Annotated in this window: 13 protein-coding genes and 1 pseudogene; 7 read left to right on the forward strand and 7 right to left on the reverse strand. The window is 71.1% G+C overall.

Annotated elements, in window-relative coordinates:
• Positions 1-70: 70 nt before the first annotated feature.
• Complete coding sequence (locus tag LUM46_RS02290; RefSeq protein WP_274992005.1) at positions 71-439, forward strand: nuclear transport factor 2 family protein; 369 nt, start codon at positions 71-73, stop codon at positions 437-439.
• An 18-nt stretch (positions 440-457) separates the two neighbouring features.
• On the opposite strand, the gene LUM46_RS02295 is transcribed toward LUM46_RS02290, so the two are convergent.
• The 4 genes from LUM46_RS02295 to LUM46_RS02310 all read right to left on the reverse strand — a co-directional run bounded on the left by LUM46_RS02295 (position 458) and on the right by LUM46_RS02310 (position 3,083).
• On the reverse strand, positions 458-892 hold the full coding sequence (locus LUM46_RS02295) for a DUF6463 family protein (RefSeq protein ID WP_274992006.1): 435 nt from the start codon (positions 890-892) through the stop codon (positions 458-460).
• Positions 889-1,443 carry a TetR/AcrR family transcriptional regulator gene (locus tag LUM46_RS02300; RefSeq protein ID WP_274992007.1) on the reverse strand — a complete coding sequence of 185 codons (555 nt, stop codon included), beginning with the start codon at positions 1,441-1,443 and terminating at the stop codon, positions 889-891. The genes LUM46_RS02295 and LUM46_RS02300 overlap by 4 nt, the downstream gene beginning before the upstream one ends.
• 106 nt (positions 1,444-1,549) lie before the next feature.
• Entirely contained in the window at positions 1,550-2,413 is an 864-nt protein-coding gene (locus LUM46_RS02305) for an alpha/beta fold hydrolase (RefSeq protein ID WP_274992008.1), read from the reverse strand.
• A gap of 4 nt (positions 2,414-2,417) precedes the next feature.
• The gene (locus LUM46_RS02310; protein WP_274992009.1) at positions 2,418-3,083 is read right to left on the reverse strand and encodes a CGNR zinc finger domain-containing protein; all 666 of its coding nucleotides are present in this window, start codon (positions 3,081-3,083) and stop codon (positions 2,418-2,420) included.
• 127 nt (positions 3,084-3,210) lie between these two features.
• Between LUM46_RS02310 and LUM46_RS02315 the strand changes: the two genes are divergently transcribed.
• Positions 3,211-3,759 carry a carboxymuconolactone decarboxylase family protein gene (locus LUM46_RS02315; protein ID WP_274992011.1) on the forward strand — a complete coding sequence of 183 codons (549 nt, stop codon included), beginning with the start codon at positions 3,211-3,213 and terminating at the stop codon, positions 3,757-3,759.
• A 56-nt stretch (positions 3,760-3,815) separates the two neighbouring features.
• On the forward strand, positions 3,816-4,295 hold the full coding sequence (locus LUM46_RS02320; RefSeq protein ID WP_274992012.1) for a nuclear transport factor 2 family protein: 480 nt from the start codon (positions 3,816-3,818) through the stop codon (positions 4,293-4,295).
• Between the two features lie 92 nt (positions 4,296-4,387).
• On the opposite strand, the gene uxuA is transcribed toward LUM46_RS02320, so the two are convergent.
• The 3 genes and pseudogenes from uxuA to LUM46_RS26680 form a co-directional block, all read right to left on the reverse strand.
• A complete protein-coding gene (uxuA, locus tag LUM46_RS02325) occupies positions 4,388-5,506 on the reverse strand; it encodes a mannonate dehydratase (RefSeq protein ID WP_274992076.1) in 1,119 nt (372 codons plus the stop codon).
• A 117-nt stretch (positions 5,507-5,623) separates the two neighbouring features.
• Entirely contained in the window at positions 5,624-6,841 is a 1,218-nt protein-coding gene (locus tag LUM46_RS26675; protein ID WP_374727012.1) for a beta-galactosidase small subunit-related protein, read from the reverse strand.
• 60 nt (positions 6,842-6,901) lie between these two features.
• Positions 6,902-8,602: pseudogene (locus LUM46_RS26680) on the reverse strand (glycoside hydrolase family 2 TIM barrel-domain containing protein); the annotation flags it as partial.
• Positions 8,603-8,862: 260 nt separating this feature from the next.
• Here LUM46_RS26680 and LUM46_RS02335 point away from each other — a divergent pair.
• Genes LUM46_RS02335 through LUM46_RS02350 form a run of 4 tightly spaced genes read left to right on the forward strand, consistent with a single transcriptional unit; the run spans position 8,863 to position 13,311 of the window.
• Positions 8,863-10,122, forward strand: a complete 1,260-nt coding sequence (locus LUM46_RS02335) for an aspartate aminotransferase family protein (protein ID WP_274992015.1) — start codon at positions 8,863-8,865, stop codon at positions 10,120-10,122.
• Positions 10,122-11,387 (forward strand): ectoine hydrolase, encoded by a 1,266-nt coding sequence (gene doeA / locus LUM46_RS02340; RefSeq protein WP_274992016.1) that lies wholly within the window; start codon positions 10,122-10,124, stop codon positions 11,385-11,387. The genes LUM46_RS02335 and doeA overlap by 1 nt, the downstream gene beginning before the upstream one ends.
• A complete protein-coding gene (locus LUM46_RS02345; RefSeq protein ID WP_274992017.1) occupies positions 11,384-12,760 on the forward strand; it encodes an NAD-dependent succinate-semialdehyde dehydrogenase in 1,377 nt (458 codons plus the stop codon). The genes doeA and LUM46_RS02345 overlap by 4 nt, the downstream gene beginning before the upstream one ends.
• A 38-nt stretch (positions 12,761-12,798) precedes the next feature.
• Positions 12,799-13,311: a nitroreductase family deazaflavin-dependent oxidoreductase gene (locus LUM46_RS02350; protein ID WP_274992018.1), complete on the forward strand. Its 513-nt coding sequence runs from the start codon at positions 12,799-12,801 to the stop codon at positions 13,309-13,311.
• The last annotated feature ends 7 nt before the right edge of the window (positions 13,312-13,318 follow it).

The raw sequence follows: 13,318 nt of genomic DNA on the forward strand, positions 1-13,318 counted from the left end.
GCATGGCAGCGCATGCGGCGCCGGCCCAGGAAAGCCCCACGTGCGTGGGAATGTCTGGCATCCTGCGCGGATGACGGCACAACAGATGATGGAACGGCTCGCAGAGGTCATCGACGGGCATCGGTGGGACGACCTCCCGGCGCTGCTCCATCCCGAGTTCTCGTGCCGCTACGTGCACACCGGCGAGACCTTCGACCGGGATTCCTGGGTACGGATCAACGCGGACTATCCCGGGTTCCAGGACTTCCGGCTGCTCGACTGCATAGCCGACCAGGAGCGCGCCGCCGGCCGTGCCCATGTCACAGGTCTTGCCGACGGCGAGCTGCAGCACTTCGAGGTGGCGACGTTCCTCACCGTGCGTGACGGCCTCGTCGTCGACATGACCGAGGTGTGGACGGACGTCGACCTCGCCCCGCCCGCAGGCACCAGGCCGCAGTAGCGCCCGTGGCCCACCGGGTCACGTCCGCACGCTGCCGTCCTCGCGCCTGGTGCGGTGGGAGTGCGCGACCATGGCGGCCACCACGAAGAAGAGCCAGAACGGCGAGACGGGCATCAGCACGACACCAACACAGCCCAGCACCAGCAGCAGCCAACCGACGTGGGGCGGCGCCTGCCCCCAGCGCCGTTCGATCCAGGTGACGTCTGCGCCGACGAAGGCCAGTCCGATCCCCGCTACGAGGTACCAGAAGCTGGCACTGCGGAGATCGACGAGGGCCGGGTCGGCGTCGACGGCCCCGAGCACGCCCGCATCGATGATGCTGGCCACCGAATCGCCGTAGAACAGCGGTGTGGTGAGTATGTGTACCACCGCGATGACCAGCAGCGCGGGGCCGACGAGTGCGCGCCTCCTGGGTCGTCGGTCGCGTGGGTCGAGCGACGGCTCGGTGCTCATGGCTGCTCCTTCATGACGGGGCCCAGCACGATGTCGTACAACCGGTCGATGTCCGTGGGCTCGAGCTGGGGCAGGACGTGCTGGGAGCCGATCAGCACCACATAGACGAGGCGGGCCATGGGCAGCGCCTGCTCGGCGTCGCCGCTGATCGCCTCCCACAGTGTCCGCAGATAGTCGATCCGGGTCGCGTCGACCCGTTCCAGCGTGTGCCGGGCCTCCTTGTCGTGCGCCGCCCACGACCTGATGCTCGCTTCCAGCCGCGGCTGGTTGCCCTCGTCCTCGATCACGATCCGGCGCAGCAGCCGCAGCTTTTCCTCTGGCGTCCGGTCGTCCTGCGACTCCACGACGTCGATGAAGCGCAAGGTGTGCTGCTGCTCGAAGTACGCCAGGAGCTCCCGCTGGTAGCTCGGCATCCCATCGCCGAAGTGGTGGTAGAAGGAGCCCTTGCTGACCCCGAGAGCCTCGGTGAGGCGCTCGATACGCAGCGCGCCGACGCCCCCCTCGGCCATCACCATCAGCCCCTTGTCGAGCCATGCGCTCTTGGTCACCATGATATGGACCGTACCATACGGTACGGTATGGCTGGCAGGGCCACATCGACCTTGAGGCCGTGCCCAAGAACCGGCCCTGGTGAGCGTGGACTCCCCCCCGGGGGGATCACGCCAAGCTTGTCCCGCCGTCCGCCAGCCCAGCCAGCAGCTCGGCCGCCAGGTGCGGCCGCACCAGCCACAGCAGGTGGCTGGACTCGAGGGTGTGCACGTCGTACGGGTTGTCCGGCGTGAGCGCGTCACCCTCCCGGATCAGCCGGTCCTGCATCGCGAGCGGGATGCTCGTGTCCGCACTGAGCCGCACGTAGGTCTTGGGGATCGTGCCCCAGGTCGCTGCCTGGGCCCGGTCGGCCGACGTGCCCGCGTCCAGGTTCTCGTCGGGCTGGAAGGTGTTGAGGAAGGTGCGGAGCTCGTCGTCCGTGCCGTCCGCCAGGAACGCCTCCTTGAAGCCAGCGAGCACGGCCGGGTCGGCGGTGCGGAAGTTGCACCGCAGCAGGCCGACGGCGGCCGGGTCGGCCGCCAGCGCGCCCGCGAGCGCTCCGGCGTCGACCGACGCCATCTCGGGTTCCGCGTAGTAGTCGCCCACGTCGAGGTCCACCGGGGCCCACGCGGAGACGTACACGATCCGGTCGATCAGATCGGGGCGGGCGTTGCCGACGGCGGTCACCGTGGCGCCGCCCCGGCTGTGCGCGACAAGGATCACCGGCCCGTGCTCCTTCGCCCGCTCGAGCACCTCGGTGACACGCGCCGCGTTGTCCGCCAGCGTGACGCCCTTGATGCCGCCGGGCGCCGTCGCGAGGGCCGCGGCGTCCTGCGGGGCCTGGTACGCGGCAGGGTAGGTCGCCTCGAAACCGTGCCCGGGCAGGTCGACGGCGGCGGAGCGGTGGCCGTGCAGAGCGAGCTCCGCCTGGAGCGGCGCGAACGAGAAGGAGTTGGCGAAGGCGCCGTGGACCAGCACGAAGGTGGGAGACACGGCGTCAGACGTTACCGCCGTCGCGTCCGGCCAGGTCGGACTTGCGCCGCTGGTAGTGCCGGGCGGCGCGGGCGCGGTTGCCGCAGCCCGGGGAGCACCACTCGCGGCGGTTGTGATCCTTGGCGAAGTAGAGGACGCATCCGGGCGCGAGGCAGGCACGGAGCTGGGACCGCCCCTCGCCGGCGAGCAGGGCGATGGACTCGCTCGCGAGGAGTGCGGCGATGCCGGGACCTGCCGGGTGTGCGACGTGCAGGGTGCGTGCGGGCTCGCCGCCGGGCGGCCAGTCGAGGGCCGGCCACGGCGGTGCGGCAGCGACGATCTCGTTGAGCACCGCGCGTGCCGCATCCCGGTCGCGGGTCGCGGACGCGGCGGCGGGCCGGGGGTCCTGGGTGGCGTCGGCCGCCAGACGGCGCAGCGCGTCACGCAGGCGGCGCAGACCGTCGGCCGTAGCACCGAGGTCGGCGGGCGGGTCGGTCGCGAGCCAGGCGGCCACGCCGGGGGCCGTCTCCGTGAGGCGTGGACCGACCGCCCGCAGCCACGCGACCGCCTCGCCGTCCGTGCCGAGCGCGTCGTGGACGTGCCCACGGCCTGCCCAGACGGTGTTCATCAGTTCCACGGGAAGCAGCTCGCCGAGCAGCGGTGCCCGGGTCGGCTCAGGAGTGGGGGCCATGCATCCATCCTACCGCACCTAATGGTTAGAGGCGGTTTTAACCGTTGACAGATGTCCGAGCGTGTGTGCAGGATGCTCTCACGGTTAGCGAGCCCGCTAACCGTGAGAACTTGGAGAGGGAACCCCGATGTCGAAGCTGCCTCAGATCGATCCCGCCACCGCGACCGGCGCAGCCGCCGAGCTCCTGGCGCAGGTGCAGAAGTCGCTCGGCGTCACGCCGAACATGACCAAGGTGATGGCCAACAGCCCCGCGCTGCTCCAGGGCTACCTCGCCCTGTCGGGAGCCCTGGGTGGCGGCGCACTCCCGGCGGCGGTGCGCGAGCGCCTCGCCGTGGCGACCGCCGAGGCCAACGGCTGCGAGTACTGCCTCTCGGCCCACACCTACATCGGCGCCAACATCGCCCATGTCGACGCCGACGAGCTCGAGCGGGCCCGGTCGGCGCAGTCGAACGACCCGCACACCGCCGCGCTGCTCGCCCTGTCCAACGCGGTCCTGGCCGCCCGGGGCGCCATCGACGACGCGGACCTCGAGGCCGCGCGCCAGGCCGGCGTGACCGACGCCGAGATCGGCGAGGTGGTCGGTCACATAGCGCTCAACGTGCTGACCAACTACTTCAACGTGCTGAGCCAGGTCGAGAACGACTGGCCGGTCGTCACCCCGCGCGTCGCCGTCTGACGCGACCCGCTCCACCCGCCCCGAACCACCCCGGCCACCCCGCGAGGAGATTCACGATGACCGAGTCCCGGCCACCGTTTCCGCCCTTCGACCTCGACAGCGCACTGACCAAGGTGCAGGCCGCCGAGGACGCGTGGAACACGCGCGACCCGCAGCGCGTCAGCCTCGCCTACACACCTGACTCGGTGTGGCGCAACCGTGACACCTTCGTCACGGGCCGTGCGGCGATCGTCGAGCTCCTCACCGCGAAGTGGGAGCGCGAGCAGGACTACGTGCTGCGGAAGAGCCTGTGGGCCTTCGCTGGCGACCGCATCGCCGTCCGCTTCCAGTACGAGTGGCACGACCGGTCCGGCCAGTGGTTCCGCAGCTACGGCAACGAGCTGTGGGAGTTCGACGAGTCCGGGCTGATGCGCCGCCGCGAGGCCAGCATCAACGACACCACCATCAAGGAGGCCGACCGCCGCTGGTTCGGACCACGCCCCGAGCACGAGCGAGGCGTGGAGTTCTGGAAGAACGAGGACATCCCTCTCCAGTAGTGACGGCGGACTACCTGCCGGGGCACAGCGTGCTCCGGCAGGTAGTCCGGCGGGGGTGAGGTTGCCGGCCCTGTCGGGCCGGCAAACCCTGCTCAACCCTGCTGGTACCGGAACGCGTCCCACGCGCCGAGGAGGTACTGGATACCGAGGGCCCGGTCGTAGAGCCCGTATCCGGGGCGAGGCTTGTTCGTGGTGTTCTCGTCCCACAGGTGGCGGCCGTGATCGGGCCGGATGTAGCCCTGGTAGTTGGCCTCGGCGTACGCCTTCATGATCCCGGTCGTGTCGACGCTGCCCTCCGAGGCACGGTGGGCCACCTCGGTGAAGTCACCGCTTGCGAAGTGCTTGATGTTGCGCACGTGCGAGAAGTGGATGCGGTCCATGAAGGTGCGTACGGCGTCGACCGCGTCGTGCTCCGGGTTGGCGGAGAAGCTGCCCAGGCACAGCGTCAGGCCGTGGTGCGGGCTCGGGTGCAGGTCGAGCACCCGGGCCAGGCCTTCCTTGCTGGAGACCACGCGCGGCCAGCCGAAGACGTCGAACGGCGGGTCGTCGGGGTGCACGCCCAGCTTGACGTCGTACTCCTCGCAGGTGGGGATGACCGCCTCGAGGAAGTACTGGTAGTTCGCGTACATGTCGTCGTGGGTGACACCCACGTAGGCAGCGTTGAGCTCATGGAAGCTCGCCAGCCGCTCGGGCTCCCAGCCGGGCAGGGTGAGCCCGTGCGTGTTCGCCTCCATGTCGGCGATGAGGCTCTCGGGCGACATCTTGTCGACCACAGCCTTCTCGTAGTACAGCGCGGTCGAGCCGTCGGGCAGCGGGTGCCACAGGTCGGTGCGCAGCCAGTCGAAGACGGGCATGAAGTTGTAGCAGACGACCTTCACGCCGGCGCGGCCGAGCCGCTCGATCGTCGTGATGTAGTTCGCGATGGCCTCGTCCCGGCTCATCCCGAGGACGGTCCGCCCGAGCTTGATCGACTCGTGGACGTTGACCGACTCGACCACCTCGGCGTCGAACGTCCGCGTCACGCCCTGGGCACGCGCCGCGGCCGACAGGCCGGTGATGCGCGCGACCTCGGCGTCGATCTCGGCCTGCTCCCAGACCTCACCAGCCTGCTTGTGGTGCAGGCTCCACACGATGGTCTCCACGCCAGGGATCTGGCGCACGTGATCCAGGGTCACGGTGTCGTTGCCCTCGCCGTACCAGCGGAAGCCCATCTTCACGGGGTGCTCCTCGTCGTCGTCCTTGGTTGCCGGCCTTGTATAGCCGTTCTTGTATACATCATGCCCGCCCCGGCCGACGGGGCGGGCACGTGTTCACGGAGTGGTGCGCCTTCACAGAGTGGTGAAGCGCAGCCGCATCCGGACGGGAGCGGCGTGCAGCTGTGCGTTCGGCAGGACGCCCGGCCCGCAGGCCGCGCTCCCGACACCGTGCTGGGCCGCATCGAGGTGCAGCCACAGCCTGCCGTCGGGCACGAGCTCGTGCGGGTGGGCCGCACGGTCCAGCGCCTCGTCGGACCACGGGCGCAGCGACAGCTCGATCCCGAGCTGCGACCGGGCGCCGACGGTCACCTCCCCGGCGTCGATCCGCAGACCGGTGCCGTCCGCGAAGGACAGGACCGCGCTCGTGACGCCCCGGCGCGCACCGTTCTCCTGCGGGTGGGTGTACCGCGTCTGCCAGTCGGCGACGGTGTGCTGCCACGAGCCCCCGAGCGCCGCCTTCCTGGAGTCCGCGTACGACTCGTCGGGCCCGAGGCCCGTCCAGCGGACGCCGGTCTCGGCGGCCGCCGGCTCGTCGAGCGCGAGCAGCACCCCGAGGCGGGCCACGTTGTCGGGCCAGCGACCCTCCGGCCGGATGTCGACGACCAGGTCCACCGCGTCCGGCGCGTCGGTGACGGGCTGCCAGCGGTAGCGCGCGGCGAACCCGGCGCGGGTCGCCGGGCCGGCGATCCGGGCCTCGACCGCGAGCGCCCCGTCGGCGGTGACGGCGACACCGTCCTTGCGCTCGGCCAGCAGGTTCAGGCCTGCGCTGCTCCACTTCTCCGCGTCGGCCGAGCCTCGCCACCTCGCCGGGCGGCGGTCGTTGTCGGTCGGCGCCCGCCAGGCGTCGACCCGGAAGCCGTGCACCGCCCGGCCGGCGAGGGTACGGAGGTCACCTCGACGGTCGAACCGGGCGGGACCGGCGCGGAACCCGCCGTCGGCCTCGGTGGACACCCGGCCGGCGGGAGCCGGGAGCGACGCGGGCTCGACGAGGAGGAGCTGGCCCGCGCCGAGCTGGAAGCCGGGCTCGAGCCACGCCTCCTCGAGCGCTTCCGCCTTCGCCTGGACGGCGCGCACGGTCCACCAGACCGGGGCGTCGCCCGGCTCCGGCAGCACCAGGTCGGACGGCGGGCGCACCACCGTCTCGGTCCCCGCCTCCAGCACCAGGTCCAGGACGCCCGTGGCGAGCTCCTCCGCACCGCGGTGCAGCGTCCAGCGCAGCTCGGCATGGCTCGTGTCGCGGAAGGCGTAGCGGTTGCGGACGAGGAGCGTGCCGTCGGCCTGGGCGTCGATGCGGACCGGCGCGAACACGGCCGCCGTCTCGAGCAGCCCGGGTGACGGCGTGCGGTCGGGCAGGAGCAGGCCGTCGGCGATGAAGGTGCCGTCGTGGAACCGCTCGCCGAAGTCGCCGCCGTACGCCGAGAACGGGTTCCCGTCGGCGTCGGTGCGGGTCAGGCCGTGGTCGATCCACTCCCAGATGAACCCGCCGAGCAGGCGCGGGTGCCGGTCGAAGGCGGCGTCGTAGTCGGCGAGGCCGCCCGGGCCGTTGCCCATGGCGTGCGCGTACTCGCACAGCACGAACGGCATGGCCCGACGGCGGGCGTCGGCGTCGGCGCGCTCCAGCGGCGGCTCGATGCCCTGCCCGATCAGCTCGACCTCCTCGCTGTCGGCGTACATCCGGGAGTACACGTCCACGTGGTCGCTCGAGAAGTCGCCCTCGTAGTGGACGGGCCGGCTCGGGTCGAGGGCCCGGACGGCGTCGACCATCGCCGGGATGTTGCACCCGCCGCCCGCCTCGTTGCCCAGCGACCACATGATGATGCTCGCGTGGTGCGCGTCGCGGCGCACCGTCCTGGTCACGCGGTCGACCAGCACCTCGGTCCAGGCCGGGTCGTCCACGGGGTTGCCCACCCAGCCGCCGGGCTGGAACCCGTGCGTCTCCAGGTCGTTCTCGTCGATCACGTAGAGGCCGTACCGGTCGCACAGGTCGAGGAAGTGCGGGTGCGGCGGGTAGTGGCTCGTGCGGACGGCGTTGATGTGGTGGCGCTTCATGAGCAGCACGTCCTCGAGCATCCGCTCGGGCGTCACGGCACGGCCGCGCAGCGGGTCGAACTCGTGCCGGTTGACGCCGCGGAGCTTGATCGGGCGGCCGTTGACGAGGAAGACCCCGTCCTCGATGGAGACGGTACGGAAGCCGACGGACAGGGTCACCGTCTCGGTGTCCGTCGACACGACGACGTCGTAGAGCCGCGGCTGCTCGGCGCTCCACGGCTCGACGGGAGCTCGCAGCTCCTCGCCGGCCGCCGCCTCGACGCCGAGCTCGGGCACGGTCACCCGCGCAGGTACGGCGCCTGCCGTCGCCACCACGGTCGCGGCGTCCACCCGCAGCGTGCCGACACCGGTCGTGTGGTCGTAGCCGGCGTGCACGCGGACGTCGTCGAGCGCACCGTCCGGCCGGTGCTCCAGCGTGACGCTGCGGAAGATCCCGGAGAGCCACCACTGGTCCTGGTCCTCGACGTAGGACATGGCCGACCACTGGGTGACCCGCACGGCGAGGAGGTGCTCGCCGTCCGTCAGCCGGCCGGTGAGATCGACCTCGGTGGGCAGGCGTGAGCCGTGCGACGTGGCGAGCGGCTCGCCGTCGAGGGCCACCTGGAACCAGGAGTCCACGCCCTCGAAGCGCAGCAGGGTGCGACCGCCCTCCGGCCAGTCGGCGGGCAGCCGGAAGGTCGTGCGGTACTCGCCCGTCGGGTTGTCGTCGGGCACGTGCGGCGGGTCGACCGGGAACGGGTAGAGCACGTTGTTGTAGGCGGGCACGCCGTAGGGCCAGGCGTGCGGGGCCTTCGCGAGCTGCCAGTGCCCGGGCACCGTCAGCCGGTCCCAGTCGTCGCCACGCTCGGCACGGTCCACCCCGGTGTCGGGATGCGGGAACAGCCGGAACCGCCACTCCCCGTCGAGCGACAGCGTGGCCGAGCCGGACGCGCCGGCCGGGGGGCGGAATCGCGGGGCGACGACACCGTCCGGCGGGGTGACGGACTCGTGGGCGGTGGTCATGACTCCTCCAGGCGGCGTCGGACGGGGAAGCGGGCAAGCAAGGCGCCGGTCGTGACGGTACTGACCCGACGAGCGCAAAACCAGCGCGATCACAGGGGTTGCCCCTCGTCCGGCGAGGGTTCAGTCTGGACGTGTTGGCTTCCTGCTTCGAGGTGACGGCATCTCGACCGCGGGAAGTTTCGCATTTTCACCACCCGGCAGCGTGCCGGCCACGAGGAGACCACCACGACGATCTGAACGACCTGAAAGAGGTGTCGGCCATGGACATGTCACCGTTCGAGCAGTCCGAATCCAGCGTCCGCGGCTACTGCCGTGCCTATCCCACCGTGTTCGCGTCCGCTTCCAACGCCCGGCAGACCGCTGAGGACGGCACCTCCTACATCGACTTCTTCGCCGGGGCAGGCGTGCTGAACTTCGGCCACAACAACCCGCGGATGAAGGATGCGATGATCGCGTTCCTCCAGGCCGACGGGGTGGCCCACAGCCTCGACACCTACACGACCACCAAGCGCGACTTCATCGAGAAGTTCCGGGACGTGATCCTCAGGCCGCGAGGCATGGACTACCGCATGCAGTTCATGGGACCGACCGGGACCAACGCGGTCGAGGCGTCGCTCAAGCTGGCCAGGCTGGCCACCGGGCGGCGCGAGATCGTGGCGTTCAGCCACGGGTTCCACGGCATGACCCTCGGTTCGCTGGCCGCCACCGCGAACGAGGCGTTCCGGCAGTGGGCCGGTGTGCCGCTGACCGACGTCGTGCGCCTGCCGTTCGAGACCGCCCCCGGTGGCGACACCGCCATCGCGGAGTACCGGGCAGCGCTGCTCGACCCGTCGAGCGGGCTGACGCCGCCCGCCGCGTTCCTGGTCGAGGCGCTGCAGGCCGAGGGCGGCGTCAACATCGCCACCGCCGGCTGGCTGCACCAGATCCAGGACCTGGCGCGCGAGGTCGGAGCGCTGTTCATCATCGACGACATCCAGGCCGGCTGCGGCCGCACCGGCGACTACTTCTCGTTCGACGGCATGGGCCTCGAGCCCGACATCATCAACCTGGCCAAGGGCCTCGGCGGGTTCGGCACCCCGATAGCGATGAACCTGAACAAGCCGTCCGTCGACGACCACTGGTCGCCCGGTGCCCACACCGGCACCTTCCGCGGCCAGGGCCTGTCGTTCGTCGCGGGGACCGTCGCACTGGACTACTTCACCGACGACGTGCTGATGAGCGAGGTGCGGGCCAAGGGCGCCGTGCTGCGTGACCGGCTGGAGCAGATCGCCGCCGCCCACCCCGACCAGGGCTGGACCGTCCGGGGCAGGGGCATGATGCAGGCGCTGGACACCGGCGACGGGGCCTTCGCCAAGCGGGTGCAGCAGGCAGCCTTCGAGGCGGGCCTGCTGATCGGCCCGTGCGGCACCGGCGGGCAGGTGATCAAGCTGATCCCGCCGCTGACCATTCCCGACGACGACCTGACCCAGGGTCTGGACATCCTCGACAAGGCAGTGGCGACGGCGCTGGGGGTGGCGTGATGCGGGCCCGCGACGACATGACCTTCCCGCCGGAGGAGTACCAGCGCAGGCTGCACGACCTGCGCGAGCGGATGGCGGCCCGGCGGCTGGACGCCGTGGTCATCACCGACCCGGAGAACCTGATGTACCTGACGGACTACCAGACCACCGGGTACTCGTTCTTCCAGGCGCTGGTCGTCCCGCTCGACGGCGAGCCCCTGATGATCACCCGGGCCATGGAGGAGTCCAACGTCATCGAGCGCACCTGGGTGGAGCACACGCGGCCGTACCCCGACACCGGTGACGCCATCCAGGAGCTCGTGCTGGCGCTGAACCAGTCCGGGCTCGGGAACAAGCGGGTCGGCTACGAGCGCAACAGCTACTTCTTCCCCGCCTACCAGCAGGACCGCATCCACACGTCGTTCCAGCACGGGGTGCTGCTGGACTGCTTCGGCATCGTCGAGGCGGGCCGGCTCCGCAAGTCGGACGTCGAGATCGACGTGATGCGCAGGGCCGCCCGCGCCACCGAGGCAGGGATGGCCGCCGGTCTCGCGGCCGCCCTCCCCGGCGCCACCGAGAACGACGTCGCCGCCGCCATCTCGTCCGCCATGTTCCGTGCCGGTGGCGAGTTCCCGTCGGTGATGCCGTACGTGGCGTCGGGGCCGCGGTCGATGATCGGGCACGCCACGTGGGAGGGGCGCGTGATCCAGCCGGACGACCACGTGCTCCTCGAGATCGGCGGCTGCTACCGGCGCTACCACACGGCGATGATGCGCACGGTGGTCACCGGCGAGCTGTCCGGGTCGATGTACCGGTCGCAGGAGCGGATGAAGGCAGCGCTGGCGGAGCTCAAGAGCCTGATGGGCCCTGGCATGACGGTGTCCGACGCCGACTCGATCGTCCGGCGCATCATCTCGGACAACGACGTCGGCGCACGGCTGGTCACCCGGTCCGGGTACTCGATCGGCATCGCCTTCCCGCCGTCGTGGGACGAGGGCTACATCCTGTCGCTGAACCCCGGCGACTTCTCCGTGCTCGAACCGGGCATGACCTTCCACGTGATCCCGTGGATGTGGGGAGTCGACGGCGACAAGACCGTCGGGATCTCCGACACCATCCGCATCACCGACGACGGGTGCGAGTCGTTCTTCAGCCTGGACGAGGACTTCGTCGTGCACGCCACCGACGCCGCGAACCTGACGTCGGTGGCCGACCTCGAGCCCGACACCGCCGCCGACGAGCCGACCCACGCTCAGGCCGCTGCCGCAGGGACAGGAGAACCATGAGCTTCCTCACCGCCACCGACCCCACCACCGGCGCCGTCGTGCGCCGGGTCCCTGCCGCCACACCGGAGGAGATCACCGCCACCATCGACCGGGCCCAGGCCGCGTTCGAGAGCTGGCGCACCACGTCGTTCGACGAGCGCGCCGACGTCCTGCGCGCGGTGGCCGCGCACATGCGCGAGAACGTGGACCAGCTCGGCATGGTCATGACCGAGGAGATGGGCAAGCCCATGACCGAGTCGCGGGGCGAGGTCAACAAGGCCGCCTGGGCGGCGGAGCACTACGCGGAGCACGCCGCCGCGTACCTGACCGACGAGGTCATCGCCTCGGACGCGAGCTCCAGCTACGTGCAGTACCTGCCGCTCGGCCCCCTCCTCGGTGTGCTGCCGTGGAACGCCCCCTTCTGGCTGGCGTTCCGGTTCTGTGCCCCGGCGCTGATGGCGGGGAACACCTGCGTGATGAAGCACGACCCGCACGTGCCCGGCTGTGCCGAGGCGATCGCCGGCGCCTTCGACGCGGTCGGCGCTCCGCCCGGCATCTTCCAGGCCCTGCTGGCCGAGACGGGCGACGTCGAGCAGGCGATCCGCGACCCGCGGATCCAGGCGGTGTCGTTCACCGGCTCGGAGCGCGGCGGAGCGGCCGTCGCCTCGATCGCGGCGAGCGAGATCAAGCCCACCGTGCTGGAGCTCGGCGGATCGGACCCCTGCGTCGTCCTGGCCGACGCCGACCTGACCCAGGCCGCGGACGTCATCGCGCTGTCCCGCATCATCAACGCCGGCCAGTCGTGCATCGCCGCCAAGCGGATCATCGTCGAGCGGCCGGTGCACGACGAGCTCGTCGAGCTGCTCACCGAGCGGCTGAGCGCCCTGGTCGTCGGGGACCCGCGGGACGAGAGCACGCAGGTCGGCCCCATCGCGCGGTCGGACCTGCGCGACAACCTGCACCGCCAGGTCACCGAGAGCGTCGCCGCAGGAGCCCGGTGCGTGCTCGGCGGGGAGCTGCCCGACGGCGACGGCTGGTTCTACCCGGTGACGCTGCTGACCGGGGTCACCCCCGACATGCCCGCGTGCCGGGAGGAGACGTTCGGCCCGGTCGCGGCGGTCGTGGTGGCCGACGACGCGGACAGCGCGCTCGCCCTCGCCAACGACACGCCCTACGGCCTGGCCGCGAGCGTCTGGACCACCAGGGAGCGGGGAGAGGCGATGGCCCGCGACCTCTTCGCCGGGCAGGTGGCGGTGAACGGGATCGTGAAGTCCGACCCGCGGCTCCCCAGCGGAGGGATCAAGCGCTCCGGCTACGGGCGTGAGCTGGGCCCGCACGGCATCCGCGAGTTCGTGAACGCCCAGCAGGTCTGGGTGGGACCCAAGAGGGAGTAGGTCCTGCGCCCAGCACCTGGCCGGTGGATCATGAACGGATGGCCAGCCTGCTCCACGCCCTGCGATCTGCCGTCGCCCCCCTGACGCGCACGCGCGTGTTCCGCACCGTCGGTCCGAAGGTGCTGCCGCCGGTCGAGCGACTGCTCGACCGGCTCTCCGGCGGGAAGCTGCAGTTCAGCGCCCTGCTGGTGCCGTCCCTCGTCCTGCACTCGACGGGAGCGAGGTCGGGGGAGCCGCGTGACACGTACCTCATGTACACACCGGACGGGCAGGGCCGCGCCATCGTCGCCGGCTCCGCCTTCGCCCAGGAACGGCATCCAGCATGGACCTACAACCTGCTGGCGCAGCCGGAGGTGACGATCAGCGTGCGTGGCCGGACCATGCCGGTCCGCGCGACGCTCATCGGCGACGACGAGCGGGACGCCACGTGGGCCCGGATCGAGGAGCAGTGGCCCGGCTACCGGCGCTACGAGCGGGACTCCGGGCGCGTCGTGCGCCTGTTCCGCCTGCAACCGCTGGCCGAGGCGACCGCTCGCGACGAGAGTCGCTGAGCATCGG

The organism is Promicromonospora iranensis (genome assembly GCF_028994805.1).
In the GTDB taxonomy this organism is placed as follows: Bacteria; Actinomycetota; Actinomycetes; order Actinomycetales; family Cellulomonadaceae; genus Promicromonospora; species Promicromonospora iranensis.